Consider the following 21,020-nt stretch of genomic DNA (forward strand, 5'->3'; position numbering starts at 1 on the left):
ATATGGATAATGTTCCTATTTTCTACAGCCTTGGTAATTATTGGTTCTCTATTACAGGAGAAATGCCAGCAGATTATCATACTGGTTTAGCTCAGATTAAGATTTCAAAGGACGGACAGATTGATGCAGCGTTCATACCTTGTGAATTCTCATCAGGTGTTACGCGCCTTTTAAATAAAAACGATAAAGCATATAGCGATATCATAGACAGTCTCAATAGTCTTTCTAGCACTGCTAAGATAGATAAAAAGGGACATATTACAAAAAAACAATAGAATAATGAACTAGTATTACACTAGACATTTAAGGAGGAATTACTATGAGTAAGAAACCTGTAGTACTTATGGTTCTCGATGGATATGGTCTTAATGACAATCCTAAGGGAAACGCCATTGCAATGGCAAAGACACCTGTTATGGATAAGCTTATGGCTGAGTGCCCATTTGTTCCGGGCCAGGCATCAGGTATGTTTGTTGGTCTTCCAGATGGCCAGATGGGAAATTCAGAGGTAGGACATATGAATATCGGCGCAGGCCGTATCATCTACCAGGATCTCACAAGAATCACTAAGGCTATCAATGATGGCGAGTTCTTCGAGAACAAGGTTCTTCTTGAGGCAATTGAAAACTGCAAAAAGAATGATTCTGATTTACATCTTTGGGGTCTTCTTTCTGACGGTGGCGTTCACAGCCACATCGAGCACCTTTATGGAATGCTTGAGATGTGCAAGAAGAACGGTCTTACAAAGGTATTCGTTCACGCCTTCCTTGATGGTAGAGATACACCACCAGCTTCTGGTAAGGATTTCTTAGCTCAGCTTCAGAGCAAGATGGATGAAATCGGAGTTGGTGCAATTGCATCTATCTCTGGTCGTTACTACGCTATGGATAGAGATAACAACTGGGATCGTGTACAGAAGGCTTACGATTCACTTGTTAAGGGTGAGGGCGTTAAGGCTACTTCAGTTCAGGATGCTATGCAGGCTTCTTATGATGAAGGTGTTACTGATGAGTTCGTACTTCCAACAGTTATCACTTATGCTGATGGAACTCCACTTTCAGTTGTTAAGAACGGCGATTCAGTTGTATTCTTCAACTTCCGTCCAGACCGTGCTCGTGAAATTACAAGAGCATTCTGCGATGACAAGTTCACAGGATTCGATAGAGAATTCCTTAATTTATATTATGCTTGCTTCAAGGATTACGATGAGACAATCCCTAACAAGCACATTGCTTTCGAGAAGGAGAGCATTACAAATACTTTCGGCGAGTTCCTTGCAAACAGCGGCTTAAAGCAGCTTAGACTTGCTGAGACAGAAAAATACGCACACGTTACATTCTTCTTCAACGGTGGTGTTGAAGAGCCTAACAAGGACGAGGAGAGAATCCTTGTTAACTCACCAAAGGATGTAGCTACATATGACCTTAAGCCTGAAATGTCGGCACCAGAGGTTGGCGCAAAGCTTGTAGAGGCTATCAAGTCTGATAAGTACGATGTTATCGTTATCAACTTTGCTAACCCAGATATGGTAGGTCATACTGGCGTCATAGAGGCAGCTGTTGCAGCTGTAGAGCGTGTTGACTCACTTGTAGGAGAGGCAGTAGAGGCAGTAAAGGAGAAGGACGGAGCGTTGTTCATCTGTGCTGACCACGGAAATGCTGAGAAGATGATTGATTATGAGACAGGAGAGCCACACACAGCTCACACAACAAATCCTGTTCCATTTATCTTAGTTAACTATGATGAGGCTTACACACTTCGCGAAGGCGGCGCATTGTGTGATATCGCTCCTACACTTATCGAGATCATGGGTCTTGAGCAGCCAAAGGAGATGACTGGTAAGTCACTTTTAATTAAGAAATAGTTGTTCGCCTCCTTTTAGGAGGCAGAGCGATTAAAATAAACTAAATAAAAAGAGAGAGGATTTGATTATGAAACCAATTAAAGAGGGAAAAGTAAGAGAAGTATACGATAACGGAGATAGCATTATCATGGTGGCAACAGATCGTATATCTGCATTCGATGTTATTTTAAAGAATAAGATAGTAAATAAGGGTGCTGTTCTTACACAGATGTCTAAGTTCTGGTTCGACCTTACAAAGGACATCGTTCCAAATCACATGCTTTCAACAGATGTAAAGGATATGCCTGAGTTCTTCCAGAACGAAGAATACAAAGGCAAGTCAATGATGTGCAAGAAGCTCACAATGCTTCCAATCGAGTGCATCGTTCGCGGTTACATCACAGGCTCTGGCTGGGCTAGCTACAAAGAGAACGGTACTGTTTGTGGTATAGAGCTTCCAGCAGGTCTTAAGGAATCTGATAAGCTCCCTGAGCCTATCTACACTCCTTCAACTAAGGCAGAAATTGGTGATCATGATGAAAATATCTCTTTCGAGCGTTCCATTGAAGTTCTTGAAAAGGAATTTCCAGGTCACGGTTTAGAGTACGCTACTGCTCTCCGTGATAATACAATTGCTCTTTATAAGAAGTGCGCTGATTATGCTCTCACAAAGGGTATCATCATTGCAGATACAAAGTTTGAGTTTGGTCTTGATGAGGCAGGCAATGTAGTACTTGCTGACGAAATGCTTACACCAGATAGCTCACGTTTCTGGCCACTAGAAGGATATGAGGCAGGCCACGGTCAGCCATCCTTCGATAAGCAGTTTGTACGCGACTGGCTCAAGGCAAATCCAGAGTCTGATTACCTCCTTCCACAGGATGTAATTGATAAGACCATCGATAAGTACCTTGAAGCGTATAAATTACTTACAGGTAAGGAACTCAGTATCTAGACATATTTCGGATTAAAGTAATAGGAGTAATTAATGGGAGATTTTAACTTAAAGGACATGCCATGGGACGGACTGCATGAGGAGTGCGGCGTCTTTGCTATGTATGATTTCGACGGTGGGGACGTTGCCTCCTCTATTTATTATGGCCTTTTTGCTTTACAGCACAGAGGACAGGAGAGCTGCGGTATCGCCGTATCAGATACTAATGGTCCAAAGCGTAACTATGCTTTGCATAAAGACATGGGCCTTGTTAATGAAGTTTTTAATCAGGAAATATTAGAGAGCATGCACGGAGATATCGGTGTGGGTCACACCAGATATTCCACTGCTGGTTCTTCCTGTCGTGAGAATGCACAGCCACTTGTGCTTTCTTATTGGAAGGGTCTTCTTGGAATGGCACATAATGGAAATCTTATCAATGCCGATGAGCTTCGTGAAGAGCTTTCAATGACAGGTGCTATTTTCCAGACTACTATCGATTCTGAAACTATTGCATACCTTATCGCAAGAGAGCGACTTAAGAGTGCTTCAGTTGAGGAAGCTGTTGCAAAAGCTTGTGACAGAATAAAGGGAGCATATTCGCTGGTAGTAATGTCACCAAGAAAGCTTATTGCAGCCCGCGATCCACAGGGCTTCAGACCTCTTTGTATTGGTAAGCGTGATAATGCTTATGTTATAGCATCTGAGACCTGTGCTCTTGATACTATCGGAGCGGAGTTTGTTCGTGATGTTGAGCCAGGTGAGATTGTTACTATTTCTCCTGATTTTGGAATTAAATCAGATAAGAGCAGATGTGTTCCTAAAAATGAACATGGTCGTTGTATTTTCGAATACATTTATTTTGCAAGAACAGACAGTACCTTTGATGGAAAATCTGTATATGATGCACGTATTAAAGCAGGACGTTTCCTTGCACAGGATTCTCCTGTAGAGGCAGACCTTGTAGTTGGCGTACCAGAGTCTGGTAATGCGGCTGCGCTTGGTTATTCTATGGAGTCAGGTATTCCATATGGAACAGCCTTCATTAAGAATAGCTACGTAGGACGAACATTCATTAAGCCTAAGCAGAAGAGCAGAGAGTCTTCAGTTCAGGTTAAGCTTAACGCCCTTAGAGAGGTTGTTGCAGGAAAGCGTATCATAATGATTGATGATTCCATCGTACGTGGTACCACATCAGATAGAATTGTTAAGATGCTTAGAGATGCAGGCGCTACAGAAGTACACGTTAGAATTTCATCACCACCATTCTTGTGGCCATGCTATTTCGGTACAGATGTACCTTGCAGAGAGCAGCTTATTGCATACAATCGCTCAGTAGATGAAATCTGCGGAATTATCGGAGCAGATTCGCTGGCATATCTACAGTTTGATCGTTTATCGCAGATGGTAGACGGTTTGGAGATTTGTCATGGTTGTTTTGATGGAAATTACCCTATGGACCCACCTACTAAAGATATAAGAGGAGAATATGATGAGTAATACAGATAGATACAGTAGCCCACTTTCAGAGAGATATGCCAGCAAGGAGATGCAGTATATTTTTTCTCAGGATAAGAAGTTTTCAACATGGCGTCGTCTTTGGATTGCTCTTGCTGAGACAGAGATGGAGCTTGGTCTTTCTCAAGATGGAAAGCCAGTCATCACTCAGGAGATGATTGATGAGATGAAGCAGCACATTGAGGATATTAATTATGATGTTGCTGTTGCCCGCGAGAAGGAAGTAAGACACGATGTAATGAGCCATGTATATGCTTATGGCAAACAGTGTCCAAAGGCAGCAGGTATTATTCACCTTGGTGCAACAAGCTGCTATGTTGGTGATAATACAGATATCATTATCATGCGTGATGCACTTCTTCTTATCAGAAAGAAGCTTGTAAATGTTATTGCTGAGCTTGCTGCATTCGCTGATAAATATAAGGCACAGCCTACACTTGCATTTACTCATTTTCAGCCAGCACAGCCTACAACAGTAGGAAAGCGTGCTACACTTTGGCTTAATGAGTTTGTTATGGATCTTGAGGATTTGGATTATGTGCTTTCTACTCTTAAGCTTCTTGGTTCAAAGGGTACTACAGGTACACAGGCAAGCTTCCTTGAGCTTTTCAACGGCGACAACGAGACAATCGACAAGATTGATCCTACAATCGCAAAGAAAATGGGATTTGAGTCTTGCTATCCAGTATCAGGCCAGACATATTCTCGTAAGGTAGACACAAGAGTTTGCAATATCCTTGCAGGTATTGCAGCCAGTGCTCATAAGATGTCAAATGACATTCGTCTTCTTCAGCATCTTAAGGAAGTAGAAGAACCATTTGAGAAGAGCCAGATTGGTTCATCAGCTATGGCTTATAAGAGAAATCCAATGAGAAGTGAAAGAATCGCATCTCTTTCAAGATACGTTATGATTGATGCTCTTAACCCAGCAATCACATCAGCTACTCAGTGGTTTGAGCGCACCCTTGACGATTCTGCTAACAAGCGTCTTTCTATCGCAGAGGGCTTCCTTGCTACTGATGGTGTACTTGATCTTTGTCTTAACGTAGTAGACGGTCTTGTGGTTTACGATAAGGTTATTACAAAGCGTCTTATGTCTGAGCTTCCATTCATGGCTACAGAGAACATCATGATGGATGCTGTTAAGCTTGGCGGCAACAGACAGGAGCTTCACGAGAAGATTAGAACTCTTTCTATGGAGGCAGGAAAGAACGTAAAGGTAGAAGGTAAGGAGAACAACCTTCTTGAGCTTATCGCTGCAGATGACGAGTTCCCAATGGGTCTTGAGGAGCTTGAGGCTACAATGGAGCCTGCACGTTATGTTGGACGTAGCCCACGTCAGGTAGAGGTTTACCTCCGCGAGGTTATTACACCAATCCTTGATGCAAATAAGGATATCCTTGGCGTAAAAGCAGAAATCAACGTATAATAATGAGAATGTATCTACAAACGGTATGTCAATCTTCACAGACTATGGAAAGCTTTTAATTCTTCTTGTTGGATGTATGCTTGCAGTTGCACTTATTGTAGATCCACTTCTTGCAGCAATCGTTCTTAGAAGAAATCCATATCCACTTGTTTTCAGATGTCTCAGAGAGTCAGGTGTGACAGCCTTCTTTACTAGAAGTTCAGCTGCAAATATTCCTGTAAACATGGAGCTTTGCGAGAAGCTTGGCATGGACCCAGAAATGTATGCTGTATCCATTCCTCTCGGTGCAACTATCAACATGGACGGTGCAGCTATCACAATCGCGGTAATGTCACTTGCAGCTGCTAACACAGTAGGAATTCAGGTTTCCTTTGCCACAGCACTTATCCTTGCTTTCATTGCAACTCTTGCTGCCTGCGGAGCTTCAGGTGTTGCTGGTGGTTCACTTCTTCTTATCCCAATGGCTTGCTCATTATTCGGAGTTAATGCTGATGTAGCCATGCAGGTAGTAGCAGTAGGATTTATCATCGGTGTAGTTCAGGATTCTGTTGAGACAGCCCTTAATTCCTCAGGTGATGTTATGTTTGCTGCAACAGCAGAGTACGCTCAGTGGAAGAAGCAGGGTAAATCTCTTCCAACATTTTTAGGCGGAGATACCAAACTTGATATCTAATTTTTATTGAATTTTTTCTATCCCAATGTGGGGCATGATGCTTCACACTGGGATTTTTTTTGCCGATATATAGTAATGGAATATATTCAACATTACTATGGGGCGGTGATAAAAAATGGATAAAAAATTCTTTGTACGAATACTGGCATTGGCTATGGTAGCAGTGTTAGTTCAAGCGTATTTAAATAGAAATTTCCTTTTTTCTGAAGCAGACGAATTGGATTTAAATATAAATACCATTATGGAATTGAGCTCTGAAAAAGCTGGAGATGGAGAAGAGTCTGATTCCAAAGAAGAACAAAAGAATGATGAGGCAGGTAAGTCTGAGGAAGAACCTAAGTCTGAGGAACTCAAGTCAGGTGAGGGGCAGAATTCTGATGAAGATGTTAAACCAGAAGAAGCAAAAAGTGACGATGAGTCAAAGGCTACTGATGAAACTGGTGCTGAGGGAGAAAAGAAAGATGGGGAGGAGAAGTCTGTCAAATTAAGAAAGAGCGGAGAAGGATCTTCTGATGGGGAAGATACAGACGGTGAAGAAGAGGAAGAAGAGGGAGAAGAAGGAGAAGGAAACCAGCAGCCAACGGAAGAAGAAAAGGATAAATGGACAGTAACAGTAAGGGACGGCATTGAACATATCTCTATTGAAATATCAAACCATAATCCTTCTGTTGACGATACTGTTTCGGTCATAGCTCGACCTGATGATGGATATCAGGTAAAGAGCCTTTCGGTAAAACCTGCCGTAGCTGATACCTTTACAGAGATTTCCTTATCACCTTCTGAGGACGGCAGTTGTAGTTTTACTCAGCCAAATGGAGACGCAATTATAGATGCATCTGCAGAGATAGTAAGCTACACCATTGCTACACCTACAATTTATCCTGAAGCGGCACAGACGGAATGCAGTATTCAGATACAAGGTATCATTAAGCAGCCAGAGTCTACCGCTGAGGGCAATACAAATGCCTGTGTTGGCGACAAAGTAGTTTTATCTGTAATAGAAAAAGTCGGATATGTCCTTTCGTCTATTGCTGTCACAGATAGTAATAGCAATAAAATTGATGCAGTTAAAAATCTTGATGGTAATTATGAATTTATGATGCCAGCGGCAAATATAGATTCTATAGTCGCAACCTTTATAGATTTCAAAATTCTTGAAGAAGCAACAAAGCCATTTATTGTTAATGCCAACGGTCATGATATTCCACAGGTAGGAGATAGATTGACCGCGTCTACATATGCTTTGCCAAGCATTCAGTGGAAATGGTATGCCAATGATGTATTCATTGAAGGAGCTACCAGTGAAATCTTGGTATTAACAGATCGTGAGCTTGGAAAGACTATTAAGGTTCAGGCAACACAGCCTCGAAATGCTGCAGGCGAAGGAAAACCTGCTACAGATATTTCTCTTATGTCAGAGGCAACACAGCCTGTTGTTGGCAGAGAAGCAGGAACTATTACAGCAGAAGAGGTGGCTGCAGCCATTATTTATGATTATGTAAATGAGACTATTAATGTGACAGCTGATTATGAGGTGGCCTTATCCGATTCTTCTATGGAAGGACAGACATCACTTGTTATTACAGACATTATAGATAGAGAAGTGAACAGGGTAGTCTATATAAGAAGAAAGGCTACTGAAAGCTCACCTGCCAGTGAGTGGCTGGCGGTATTCATTCCTGAAAGACCAGCTGCGCCAGTGATAAGTGTAGAGAATGCTGTTACCTCTGATTGGAATAATGGTGGCTTAGTGGGAACAAACTCTGCCATGGAGTACAGGCTGATTTCCGCTACAACCTATACCAGAGCAAATGACACATATACCAAGGTGCCAATTGGAACCTATGTGATACGATATGCAGCAAGCGCCACAGCTTTTGCGGGTAAGACGGCAGAGTACACGGTGCGTAGACAGGTAATTGAACTGACCGCACAAAATAAACCAGTTATTGTGAATGTTACTGCTTCCAGAACCCAGCCTATTATAGGAGATACTTTGGAGGTACAGGTAAATGCAGGACCTGGCATAACTTATCAGTGGTACGCAGGCAGTACAGCTATAAGTGGAGCCACTGGAGTGAGATATACACTGCCTACAAATACTTATAATAAGTATATAACGGTAAGGGCTACTCAGGCAGCCAACGTTGATGGTGAAGGTCACCCAGCAAGTGCAATAACAGTAGCGTCAGCCTCCGTTGGACCTGTAAAGAAGGTGCCTGGAGATTCAATCAGTGAATCAGAGATAAAAGAGCATCTTAGTTACAATTATCCGATGGAAGTAGTGGCTATAAGCTCTGATTATGAGATTTCAACAGGTTCTGGTTCTTCTGGAACAGCTAATTTAAAGCTGACATCAGTGCTAGACCGAAACAGCGCTAAATATATTTATGGACGAAGGAAAGCCTCTGACTGGAAGGAAGCAAGTTCATGGGTAAAGGTAAGTATCCCAGAAAGACCTGCAAGTCCTAGTAATCTAACGACAGAGGATGCATCCAGCTCAACTGCTGAGGATGGAAAGATAATTGGAACCAGTACTTCTATGGAATATAAGGCCAGTGGAGCATCGTCTTATACAAAGGCGTCAGCATCATACACTACTGTTAAAGCAGGTACCTACTTCGTCAGAGTTGCAGCAACAGGCTCAAACTTTGCCAGCAAGTATGTAACTGTAAAGGTAGAAGCAAAAGCAGAGAAAAAAGAGACTACAACAGCTACTAAAAAAACAACTACAAAGAAGACCAGTAATAAGAAGTCATCCAACACTTCTAAAAAAACGGAAGTCGACGGTGAAGGCACAGCCTTAGATTTTGATCTTATAGACAAGGACGACATGTGGAAAACTCTTCCTGAGGACACCAAGGCAGCTTTAAAAGAGTTATTAGAGTCTACAAGTGGTGAGCTAATAGATGCCAATGATATGTTAGATGCTTCCGCGGTGCAGGAAAGTGAGATTGCTGTACAGGATGTTCCAATAGCACTTGTGGTTGGTAAGGGTGTTATTGTAATTGAACTTGATAAAATGGATTATGGTGGTGTAAAGCTACCAGATGCATACGCAGTTGCAAAGAGCATTCTTACGGAAGAACAAATTGATTTGATTTCAAGAGGTGGACTTGTTGAGCTAAAGATAGCCACTAATTCTACTCTTGAAGAGCGTATACCGGATGCCGAACAAGCTGTATTTGAAAAAGGATTTTTGGAATATAGTGAAGTATATCCAGATCTGACGAAAGAGGGATATTTCGATATAAACATATCCTATAAGTTTGATTCTCATGACTGGAAGGAAGTTACGGAAACGCTGGCTCCAATCAAGTTTGTTTTTGAATTACCTGACAATCTAAAAAACTCAGCTCAAGACTTTTATATGATAAGGGTTCATGATGGCGAAAGTGCTTTGTTAGGTGATCAGGATGAAGACTTAAATACAGTTACCATATCTTCGGAGCAATTTTCTACTTATCTTTTGGTTAGCACGCCGGTGGTACCACTTGCTGTTTCCGAACCTATAGAAGAAGAGGTCGACGAAAAAGGAAATAGTCCTATTAAGTTTTTCGTTACTCATCAGTGGCCAATTCTTTTCTGGGCATTAGTGGGACTGGATGTTGTATTCCTTGCATCAAGAAAGATAAGGAAGATGAGAAGGATGAAAAAACTAAAGACAGCTGAATAACAAACAGACTCCCTTGCTGAAAAGCGAGGGAGTTTTTTATTGCATTTTCACATAGCCGTCACTTAGTAATCAGCTAACGATAATATTTGTGTTTTATAGTCTAGAAAGACAAAAAACACAAAGGAGAGTAATAGCTATGATAACCGTAGAGCATTTATCTAAAAGATATGGCGATGTTCTTGCAGTGGATGATTTGTCTTTTACCATTGAGGATGGTCATATTTATGGTTTTCTTGGCCCAAACGGAGCCGGAAAATCTACAACTCTAAATATCATTACAGGCTGTCTTGCAGCTACAAGTGGTGAGATTAAAATCGATGGTCACGATATATATGAAGAGGAGAGGGAGGCTAAAAGACTAATTGGATATCTTCCAGAAATTCCACCTCTTTATATCGATCAGACACCTAGGGAATACTTAAAGTTTGTGGCAGAAGCAAAAGGTGTAAAAAAAGCCGACATAGAAGCTGAAATAGACAGGGTAATTGAGGAGACTCACATCACAGAGATGCAGAATCGACTGATTAAGCATCTGTCAAAGGGATACCGACAGAGGGTGGGAATATCTCAGGCTTTAATCGGAAATCCTTCTGTAATCATCTTAGATGAGCCTACTGTAGGCTTAGACCCTATGCAGATTATTGAAATACGAGATTTAATAGCTGAGCTTGGAAAGAAGCATACTGTTATTTTAAGCTCCCATATTCTTTCTGAGATTCAGGCTATTTGTGAGAAGGTTCTTATCATCTATAAAGGAAAGCTTGTTGCCTTTGATAATATCGAAAACCTTGGTAAGACCAGACTACAGGGAAATCAGATAGAGATTTTATCTGGTGGAGATCCACTAGAGACTATAGAATTACTTGAAAGAAATACAACTATAACCTGTTTTGAGCAAAAGGAGCAGGTAGATGGATATAACAGCTTCAAGTTAACCACAAGCAGTAGTGATTCTTTTGAGATTTGCAAGGAGCTGTTTGTAGCCTTTGCAGGTAAGGGGATTCCTTTGGTTAAGCTTAATCCTATCAAGACCACATTGGAGGATATCTTTATCGAACTTACCTCAGCAGAAAATGAGGAAGAAGCATATGGAGGCCCAAAAGCAATCGAGCCTGCTGAAGAAAAAGTAATTCCAGAACAGGAGGCGAGATAATGTTAGCAGTATTGAAACATGAGTTATCACTTTATTATCATAGTTTGTCGGGCTATGTATTCGGAGCTTTTCTTTTAGCATTTACAGGTATAGGAGCATTGATTTATAACATCAATGCATCAGTGGCTAATTTTGAATATGTGCTTAGCTTTATTCAGATGGTGTTTATTATCATTGTTCCAATTCTTACCATGAGAATAATTGCAGATGAGAAGAGACAGAGAACAGATCAGCTACTTTATTCCTTGCCAATCAGAACAAGTGAAATTGTAGTTGGAAAGTTTTTGGCGTTACTTGTGGTATTTATTATTCCAATGCTTGTAATATGCCTTTATCCATTGATTTTCTCCATGTATGGAGAGGTTTATCTGCCAACCAGCTATGGTTCAATATTTGCTTTTGTATTTTTGGGACTGGCTCTTATAAGTATAGGAATGTACATTTCATCCCTTACTGAGTCCCAGGGAATGGCTGCAGGAATCTGTGTGGTAATAATGCTCCTTAATTATTTTTGTGTTCAGATTGCCAATGCTATTCCAAATGAAACAATTCAAAACATTATTGCAAAGATATCTTTATTTCAGAGATTTTCCTTGTTTTACAATGGAATTTTCGATTTGACAGCGATTGTTTATTACATAAGTATCATTGCCTTTTTCCTGTTCTTATGTGTGCAGTCACTTGAGAAGAGGAGGTACAACGGATAATGAAACTTCAGAAACCTAATATTGACATAAAAGCTTTTCAGGAGAGAACAAAGGAATCCTTAAATACAAAAAGGTTTAAGATTGGTAGTTACAGTAAGGCAATAACGATCCTTGTTCTTGGTATCGTAATTGCGATAAATGTGTTTGTATCATCTTTGCCTTCAAAGTTTACACAGTTTGATATATCAGCAGCCAGACTCTATTCCCTGACATCTTCAAGTAAGGCTGTTGTAAGTAATATAGAAGATGACGTGACTATCTACTGGATATGTCAGGCAGGTCAGGAATCTACAGTCATTGAGAAGCTGCTTAATGTATATGATTCCCTGTCAGATAACCTGAAGGTTGTGAAGAAGGACCCAGATACTTACCCAACCTTTGCGAAGGAATATACAGATGAAACTGTTACAAACAATTCCTTGATTGTAGTTTCTGGAGACAAGAGTCGTTATATAAGCTATGAGTCAATGTATCAGGTGGATAACAGCTCATACTATACAACAGGTTCTGCTTCTCAGTCTTTTGATGGAGAGAGCTTAATCACAACAGCTATAGATTATGTGGTATCAGAGGAGCTCCCACAGGCTTATGTTCTCACAGGTCATGGTGAAGCTGAAATGGGTACAACTATGAAATCTGCGCTTGAAAAATCAAATGTGGAGACAAAAGAATTCTCGCTTTTAAATGTGGACAGTGTGCCTGAGGATGCATCAATCATCCTGATAAATTCTCCTACAAGTGATTTGTCGGAGGAAGAGGTTACAATTTTAGAGTCATATATGGATAATGGAGGTCATATTGTTGTACTTTCCGGTCCAGAGCAGGATGCTGAATTGGCTAACTTCAAGAGCCTGCTTGAGTATGTAGGTGTTTCTGTGACAGATGGAATAGTAATAGATACCAATAGAGATAATTACGCTTTTGAATACCCTTATTTCCTTATGCCAACCATAGGCGCATCTGACATTACAAACTCACTGGTTGAGGGAAATAGTAAGGTTATTATGCCAATTTCTGCGGGACTTACAATCAATAATACAGCAGGAGCATATACAGTAACTTCTCTTCTTGACAGTTCATCAGAATCCTATGCTAAAACAGCAGGATATTCTCTTAGCACCTACGATAAAGAAGAGGGGGATGTAGATGGCCCATTTTCACTTGCTATATCAGCAGAGAACTCAAGTGAAGGCTCCTTAGTATGGATTGCTTCTGATTATCTTTTGGATGATCAGTATAACTCTTATTCTTCAGGTGCCAACACAGACTTCTTTATGAATGCTATTAGCTGGAAGATGACAGATAATGAATCACTCCAGATTAGAGCAAAGTCTTTAGATTATAACTATCTTACAATCAGCGCATCAGCTGCCAGAATGATTAAGATAATCATGATTGGACTGATTCCTCTTGGATATCTGCTTTATGGTATTGATGAAGTGGTTCGCAGAAGAAAAGTAAGCCTTGAGTAGGAGGGACATAATGAAGCGAAAAAAGACATTGCTGATATTAAGTCTTGTGCTGGTGGTGGCCGTGGTTGCCATCGTGGCAGAAAAGGCTATAGCTCAGCATGTAGATAAAATAAACACTATTGATGAAGAGGTATTTAATATCTCAGAAGAGGATGTAAATCAGGTGACCGTCACTAAGGATGGAAATACTGCCGTGGTAGAAAAGGTGGATGACACCTGGAAGAATACTGCGGACACAGATTTTCCTGTTGATCAGGCTTATGTAGCTGAAATTTTTAAGGCCTTTGAGTCTGTACACGCCAGCTTTATCATAGATGACGTGGAGGATTACAGTCAGTATGGAATCTCTAATCCAGAGGGAAAGATTACATTTACAACAGCAGATGGTACCAAAGAGATTGCTTTTGGCTCATTTTCCACAATTGATGAAAAAAGATATATCTGCGTGGATGGCGGCAGCGTTTATCTAATTGATACTGATTTGCTTGAGAAGCTTTCAGGTGATATAGAAGATTATCTGGATAGAGATAAGGTGGCAGGTTATTCGCAGTTAACAGCTATGCGAGTCACAGGTGCCAGCAAGGCAAATGTGGTTTATGATCCTGATGGAAAATATACATATACAGACGCTTACAATTTTTACAATGTAAGTGATAATGAGCATCAGCCACTTTCAGAAAGTAAGGTTTTAGGATACTTAAGCACTTTGACTCATCTTGATTTAAGTAATTACGAGACCTATAAAGCTACTGAAGATGATATGGCAAAATATGGTCTTGATAATCCGACCCTGACAGTAGCACTTACTGGAGAGGTTCCTGCAGATGATGAAGATGAGGATGCTTCAGTAATGTCTGTTAATCAGACCATGTATTTTAGTCATAAGGATGGTAAGGATAAGGCATATCTTTGCTTCGATGGTTCAACTATCGTATATACGATAACTGCTGATGAATATGAAGATGTTCTAAAAGCAAATTACGAAGATTTAAGACCTGATGAGATAGTTTCTATAGACTGGACTAAGGTGGCTCAGATATCTGCAAAGATAGATGGTGAGACCAGTATTATTGAGGTAGATCACAGCGGTGATGGAAATAAATACTCTATCGGTGACGACAAGATAGAATTCGTTGCAGCTACAAGTAAGATAGACGGACTTACTCTTTCAGAAGTAGGAGAAGATTATAAAAAGGGAACAGAGGAGCTGGCATTTGCTATTACCTTGGATGATGATGACGCAACACTGGTAAATGTAGTCATGTATCAATATGATGGTGATTCCTGTGTTGTAGCAGTGGATGGAAAAATTGTTGGACTTTGCGACAGATCTTCAATGTCTACTTTGAGAGAGGAGATTACCAGTGCAATATTAAATAAGGGCAAGGACCAGTAGCCCTTACCCTGTAATTAACTTAATAGAGTCATAACACCCTCAGCACTACTATTAGCCTGGGCAAGGATTGTTTCTCCTGCCTGGGCTAAAATTTTATCCTTAGATAGTTTTACCATCTCAGAGGCCATATCCGTATCTCTGATACGAGATTCAGCAGCGGTAGTATTTTCTACGACATTATCAAGATTTCTTATTGTATGTTCTATACGATTTTGGATTGCACCAAAATAACTTCTAACGCCACTTACTATTAGAATAGCTGTACCAAACTCATCGATGGCAGAGGTGGCGTCATCTTCAGTAAGTACATTTGTCTTGGAGATTGTAAGTGCATCACAACTCATATTATAAAGAGTGATTTCCTCCTTATTGGACATATCTGCATCAGTACCCAGGTGCAGATTAATATTTATATAGGTTGATGCAGCGGCTCTAAGCTGATAGTATTCGTCTGATACATTAACAATTTCCATCGGCTGGTCAGATTTTTTGGCTGAGGTGCCCAATATATTAGAGCCACCAGTATTTAGAGAAAATGAAGTAATGGAACCTGCGCCATCACCTGACAGATAGGTTAACTGTCGAACAAACTCAACAGAGCTCATTTTTCCGCCCTTTGAGGAAGTGGTGTTTCCACTGTTGATATCGTTCTTTAGAGTATCTACAGATATTCCAGTAACATTGTTCATGATACTATCGAAACTTGAGTCTGAATCATCTAAAAATGCCTGGAAGATTTTATCTGCACCATTAAGTAGATTTTCCTTGGAGACATCATCTCCGTCTGCAGCGAGATAGCAGGTATAGGCTGCGGCAAGATAACCGTGACCATATTCACGATTATCAACGGTATCGGTCTGTAAATATGCAGCGATTTCTCCATCCTGAGAGGAATCATTGGCGCTAGATAAAGATTTTGTAAGATAGGTTAAGGTGCTGTTCCATCCAGTGGTGTAACCGCCACCTGTTAATTGAGCAGCTCCCTCTACAAACCAATTTGGAAAGTCAGTATCAGAACCATCTCTTCTGTACATTCTTTCAGGATAAAGAATATCCATCACACCGTGCATAACTTCATGGGCAATTGTTGATTCCAAAGTTTGCACCTGACTTTTGGTAAGGTCAAGTGATGGAAAATCAGCCTCGTCAACATGCATGGATAATGATCCACTGGCAAAGTTTTGGGCTGGAATAGTAAAGGCTGCCTGCATATAAGCCAGCTTATTACTTGGTCCATCTATATATCTGATACTTAGCTCTGTATTGTAGGCAGACTTATTGACTGAAGCCAGATCACGAAGCTTGTTACCCATTGAAGGAATATTATCAAGTATCTGTGCTATAGCATTTGGGTAGTATTCTTGAGCTATTTTCCCTGCAAGAGTGTTTACAGCAGATTTCTGAGAGGCAGAACCATTTATTTTTCTAATTTTTGGAGTGGTTCCGTTCTTATCAAAAATCTGAATTTCATTGAATTTGGTTCTGCTTGTAATGGAATTAATTTCTTCTTTAAGCTTTTCGATTTCTGCATTTACGTTTTTTCTGTCACTTTCAGAGAAAGTTCCATTTGCCGCCTGAACAGCAAGCTCATTTGCTCGCTGGAGCATGTCATGAACCTCTGTAAGAGCACCGTCTGCAATCTGTGCAAGAGAAATACCATCTCCACCGTTAGAAGAAGATTGTGTAAGACCACGAATCTGGCGACGCATTTTTTCAGAAATAGAAAGACCAGCAGCATCATCAGCAGAGCGGTTAATCTTAAAACCGCTTGAAAGCTTTTCACTTTCAGTTGAAAGTGAAGAATCTGTAAGATTGTACATTCTGCTGGCGTTACTTGCGCCTAGATTGTGTTGGATGACCATATTTTCTCCTCGTGAAAAAATATAATACGTAACTATTTATTATTTCGGTAACAAAATGTATATTATTAGAGGAAAAAATTGTATTTCATATTTAAAAATTTATTGCTTTAAAGTGCTAAAAGATGTACAATCTTTTCTAGATTGTGCCGGAAGAGGTCTCTGGCGCACCTGAACTTATTTTTGGAAGGAGAGAATAACAAATGAATTTTAAGAGTAGTTATTTACAGGGCGTTTACGACGGACTTGAGTCAAGAAACGCAGAGCAGAAGGAATTCTTACAGGCAGTAGGAGAGGTTCTTGAGTCTTTAGAGCCAGTTGTTGCTGCTAATCCAAAGCTTGAGGAGCTTGGTGTTATCGAGCGTATCGTTGAGCCAGAGCGTATTATTCAGTTTAGAGTATCTTGGGTTGACGACAAGGGCAAGGTTCAGGTAAACCGTGGATACAGAGTACAGTTCAATTCAGCAATTGGACCTTACAAGGGAGGCCTTAGACTTCACCCTTCAGTAAATCTTTCAGTTATCAAGTTCTTAGGTTTCGAGCAGATCTTCAAGAACTCACTTACAACACTTCCTATCGGTGGTGGTAAGGGTGGTTCTGATTTCGATCCTAAGGGTAAGTCAGATATGGAAATCATGAGATTCTGTCAGGCATTCATGACAGAGCTTGCAAAGCACATCGGTGCTGATACAGACGTTCCAGCTGGTGATATCGGTGTAGGTGGACGTGAGATTGGTTATATGTATGGCCAGTACAAGAGACTTCGTAACGAGTTCACAGGTGTTCTTACAGGTAAGGGACTTTCTCACGGCGGATCACTTGCTCGTACAGAGGCTACAGGATACGGCGTATGCTACTTCACACAGGAGATGCTTAAGTCTGCAAAGAACACATCATTCGAGGGCAAGACAGTAGCTGTTTCAGGTGCTGGTAATGTAGCTATCTATGCTATCCAGAAGGCATATCAGCTTGGCGCTAAGCCAGTTACATGTTCTGATTCTACAGGTTGGATTTATGATCCAGAGGGAATCGATGTTGATCTTCTTAAGGAAGTTAAGGAAGTTAAGAGAGCTCGTCTTTCTGAGTATGCTGCAGCTAGACCATCAGCTGAGTATCATGAGAAGAAGAACGGTGAGCACGGTGTATGGCAGTACAAGGTAGACATCGCTCTTCCATGTGCTACACAGAACGAGCTTGATGAGAATGATGCTAAGATGCTTATTGATAACGGCGTTCTTGCTGTATCAGAGGGTGCTAACATGCCTTCAACTCCAGAGGCTGTTGCTGCATTCCAGAAGGCTGGCGTTCTCTTTGGACCAGCTAAGGCTGCAAACGCAGGTGGTGTTGCTACATCAGCTCTTGAGATGTCACAGAACTCTGAGAGACTTCACTGGTCATTCGAGGAAGTTGATTCTAAGCTTAAGGGCATCATGGAAGGTATCTTCCACGCATGTGATGATGCTGCTAAGAAGTATGGTATGGAAGGCAATTATGTTGCAGGCGCTAACATCGCAGGCTTCGAGAAGGTTGCAGATGCTATGATCGCTCAGGGCATCGCATATTAATCACATAATCTTGATATTATATCTCCAGAACAGTTATTGTTCTGGAGATTTTTTTTGTCTCAAAAACGGTGAATAGTAGCTTGAAAAATAAACTTTTGGCAAGAAATTCTAAAATTTGGCAATAAAATGTTACATTTGCTCTTTAAATTTGAAAATTCTGTGTTACAATAACATGGCGGATTTAGGGTTATAAATAAGTTATGTTTTAGATTTTTTGAGGTATTTATAATGTCGAGAAAGAAAGTAGAAAGTTTATTAAAGGGAGTTGCGATAACGGGTGCTACAGTTGGTGGAGCATCTGTACTTGGTGATGCAAATTTAGCATACGCTGCAGAGCTTGGCGAAGAACAGGCAGCTGCAAGTGCGCAGGGTGTGATTACTATAGAAGTTACTCAGCAACAACAGCAGCAGGTTATTGAGTCCACAGTACAGAGTGTACAGGAGGAGAGAGCTCAGGAATCTGTTGAGGAGCAGGCTAAGGAAGAAACTGAAAAGCAGACAGAGGAAATCGATTCCACTATCACAGCAGAGAGTCAGTCGGCAAGTGACTCAGCTGCTACAGAGACATCTGAATTGGCATCACAGTCAGAGGTTGCAAGAACCTCATTATCAGAAGAGGAATCTACTATTTCATCTACTTCTACCTCGGCATTAGAATCCCTCACTTCAGAGAATGAGAGCTTAGCAAGTACATCAGTATCAGATTCAGAGAGACTGGCTTCAGAGAGCGCAAGTCTTTCTACAGCTATGTCTGAGGCTGAGGAAGTATTTGAGTCAGCATCTACATCATTCTCAGAGGCAGGTCTTCAGGACGATTATCTTGAGAATCTTATAAAGCAGATTGAGGAGGCGCAGGCGGAGCTGAAGGCAGCACAGGCTGATGCCATTGCTCACGGAGAGCGACTTAATCATACACCAGCGTCTAATAACTATTACGGTTATGGTGATAAGCTGGCAAATCTTCTTATTCAGTATTCCTTCTATCAGGAGGGTTATGTTGGAGAAATCCTTTACAGTGACTGGGATAGCAGCAATTACAATACCAACAGTGTAAAGGTTACTTATATTGATGCAGCTGGTGAGACAAAGTACGCATATTTTGATTATGTAACAGTTGATCAGAATGGTGATGCTTTGGTTCCTGGACTTACAACTGGATGGGGTCAGAATGATAATGCAAATATCGTTTCTGGAATCATGGTTGTTAAGAAGACAACTCAGTATACAGATGGTGCAGGAAATGTTCTTACATGGAAGTATGAGACAAATTATGCTGCTGATGGAACAGCTCAGACAGTATGCAGATATTATGTAAATGGATACCAGCTTCAGGATGTTGTTAAGGTTGATTTAAATGATGACAATACATTTACTCTTTCATGGCCTACAGAGGAGACAAAGGGCACACTTGTAAATGTTGGATGTGATCATGATTATTACACATGCAATGGTACTGTTTACAAGAATTTAGCTTATTTCTCTACAAAGGATAATGACTGGAACAATACCTTTGACGGTATTTTTAGAAATAATAGAAATGATAATCTTGGTACAGTAGTCAATCACTGGAATGGAACAGGTACTTACAGTGAGTTGACTGACACAGAGGGAAATATTGTCAGCCTTGTAACAAAAGAAAAAGCGGTGTGCAAGCAGAATAAATGGGGCTGGGAAATGGAAAGATATACTGCCATTTCCATTGGTGGAAAGACTTATTATTATGAGTCATCCAACATATCAAAAAATCCTGATGGAACTTACCATCTGGTTGCATATTTAGATGGAGTTGGAGAGACCTATGAGGCACAGCATATTACATTAAAGGCAGCCACATATTCATCTACTTCTACTGTAAACTATAAGCTCAGCTTCGTAGCCAAGGAGCATGAGGGTTCAGATATTTACTTTAATTACAACGGTGAGGCCAGAGATGGAAACTTCGATGTAAAGGGTTACACATACTTTGGAGAGGATGCATTTAATAAGGGTAAGGATGATTACCATGAAGCAAGAAGTGAAGTAACTTCTTTATCTGAATCAGTTAGTGCAATTGCATCACAGTCTGCAGCCTGGTCAGAGTCAGTTAGTGCAAGCGAGGCAGTATCACAGAGTGAGGCAGCCCAGAGAAGTGAGTCTATTTCTGAGAGCTCAAGAATGTCTGAGAGTGCATCTCAGTCTAGAAGCATGTCCCTTTCAGATAGTGCAGTAGCTTCAGAATCTGCATCTTCATCAAGATCAGAGTCTACAAGCTTCTCAGCAAGTGCATCTGCAAGCGCAAGCGCATCAATGAGCCAGAGTGCATCTGAGTCAGCTAGCAGTGCAGCTTCTTTATCAGAGAGTTTGTCAGCAAGTGAGAGTGCTTCAACAAGTGCAAGTAATAGTGCAAGCCAGAGCATGTCAGAGTCTGCTTCAACAAGTGCAAGTGAATCTGCATCAACAAGTGCAACAGAGTCAGCAAGCACATCAGCTTCAGATAGTGCATCGACAAGCATGAGCGAGTCAGCTAGTGCAAGTACTTCAATGAGTAATAGTGAAAGTCAGAGTACATCAGAGTCAGCAAGCACATCTGCTTCTGAGAGTGCATCAACAAGTGCAAGTGCATCAGCAAGCATAAGCACTTCAATGAGCGATAGCGCAAGCCAGAGTGCTTCAGAATCAGCAAGTACATCAGCATCTGAGAGTACATCAACAAGCTCAAGTGAGTCAGCAAGTACTTCAATGAGTAATAGTGAAAGCCAGAGTACATCAGAGTCAGTTAGTGCATCTACATCAGTAAGTATGTCAGAGAGCATGAG

Annotated in this window: 12 protein-coding genes and 2 pseudogenes; 13 read left to right on the top strand and 1 reads right to left on the bottom strand. The window is 40.9% G+C overall.

Annotated features, from left to right (window positions below):
• The first annotated feature begins 2 nt into the window (after positions 1 to 2).
• From BLP54_RS00620 to BLP54_RS00670, 11 genes and pseudogenes are all read left to right on the top strand, one after another.
• The gene (locus tag BLP54_RS00620) at positions 3 to 275 is read left to right on the top strand and encodes a hypothetical protein (protein WP_090165752.1); all 273 of its coding nucleotides are present in this window, start codon (positions 3 to 5) and stop codon (positions 273 to 275) included.
• A 44-nt stretch (positions 276 to 319) separates the two neighbouring features.
• Positions 320 to 1,864: a 2,3-bisphosphoglycerate-independent phosphoglycerate mutase gene (gpmI, locus tag BLP54_RS00625; RefSeq protein ID WP_090165754.1), complete on the top strand. Its 1,545-nt coding sequence runs from the start codon at positions 320 to 322 to the stop codon at positions 1,862 to 1,864.
• A gap of 67 nt (positions 1,865 to 1,931) precedes the next feature.
• The gene (locus BLP54_RS00630; protein WP_090165756.1) at positions 1,932 to 2,798 is read left to right on the top strand and encodes a phosphoribosylaminoimidazolesuccinocarboxamide synthase; all 867 of its coding nucleotides are present in this window, start codon (positions 1,932 to 1,934) and stop codon (positions 2,796 to 2,798) included.
• A gap of 33 nt (positions 2,799 to 2,831) precedes the next feature.
• Positions 2,832 to 4,277 (top strand): amidophosphoribosyltransferase, encoded by a 1,446-nt coding sequence (gene purF / locus BLP54_RS00635; RefSeq protein WP_176754424.1) that lies wholly within the window; start codon positions 2,832 to 2,834, stop codon positions 4,275 to 4,277.
• Positions 4,270 to 5,724 (top strand): adenylosuccinate lyase, encoded by a 1,455-nt coding sequence (purB, locus tag BLP54_RS00640; protein WP_090165758.1) that lies wholly within the window; start codon positions 4,270 to 4,272, stop codon positions 5,722 to 5,724. Before purF ends, purB begins: the two co-directional genes overlap by 8 nt.
• Positions 5,725 to 5,734: 10 nt before the next feature.
• A pseudogene (gene sstT / locus BLP54_RS00645) lies at positions 5,735 to 6,397 on the top strand (serine/threonine transporter SstT); the annotation flags it as partial.
• A gap of 115 nt (positions 6,398 to 6,512) precedes the next feature.
• Positions 6,513 to 10,073: a hypothetical protein gene (locus tag BLP54_RS00650; protein WP_090165762.1), complete on the top strand. Its 3,561-nt coding sequence runs from the start codon at positions 6,513 to 6,515 to the stop codon at positions 10,071 to 10,073.
• 136 nt (positions 10,074 to 10,209) lie between these two features.
• Complete coding sequence (locus tag BLP54_RS00655; RefSeq protein WP_090165764.1) at positions 10,210 to 11,226, top strand: ABC transporter ATP-binding protein; 1,017 nt, start codon at positions 10,210 to 10,212, stop codon at positions 11,224 to 11,226.
• Entirely contained in the window at positions 11,226 to 11,933 is a 708-nt protein-coding gene (locus tag BLP54_RS00660) for an ABC transporter permease (protein WP_090165766.1), read from the top strand. Before BLP54_RS00655 ends, BLP54_RS00660 begins: the two co-directional genes overlap by 1 nt.
• Positions 11,933 to 13,405: a GldG family protein gene (locus tag BLP54_RS00665; protein WP_090165768.1), complete on the top strand. Its 1,473-nt coding sequence runs from the start codon at positions 11,933 to 11,935 to the stop codon at positions 13,403 to 13,405. The genes BLP54_RS00660 and BLP54_RS00665 overlap by 1 nt, the downstream gene beginning before the upstream one ends.
• Before the next feature lie 10 nt (positions 13,406 to 13,415).
• Positions 13,416 to 14,801 (top strand): DUF4340 domain-containing protein, encoded by a 1,386-nt coding sequence (locus BLP54_RS00670; RefSeq protein ID WP_090165770.1) that lies wholly within the window; start codon positions 13,416 to 13,418, stop codon positions 14,799 to 14,801.
• A gap of 14 nt (positions 14,802 to 14,815) precedes the next feature.
• Here BLP54_RS00670 and BLP54_RS00675 read toward each other — a convergent pair whose 3' ends face one another.
• A complete protein-coding gene (locus BLP54_RS00675) occupies positions 14,816 to 16,663 on the bottom strand; it encodes a flagellinolysin (protein ID WP_176754426.1) in 1,848 nt (615 codons plus the stop codon).
• 200 nt (positions 16,664 to 16,863) lie between these two features.
• On the opposite strand from BLP54_RS00675, the gene gdhA reads away from it, so the two are divergent.
• Together gdhA and BLP54_RS16190 are read left to right on the top strand one after the other, a co-directional pair.
• Complete coding sequence (gene gdhA, locus BLP54_RS00685) at positions 16,864 to 18,225, top strand: NADP-specific glutamate dehydrogenase (protein WP_090165772.1); 1,362 nt, start codon at positions 16,864 to 16,866, stop codon at positions 18,223 to 18,225.
• 228 nt (positions 18,226 to 18,453) lie between these two features.
• Positions 18,454 to 21,020 (top strand): annotated as a pseudogene (locus tag BLP54_RS16190) (hypothetical protein); the annotation flags it as partial.

The organism is Pseudobutyrivibrio sp. 49 (assembly GCF_900100545.1).
Taxonomy (GTDB): domain Bacteria; phylum Bacillota; class Clostridia; order Lachnospirales; family Lachnospiraceae; genus Pseudobutyrivibrio.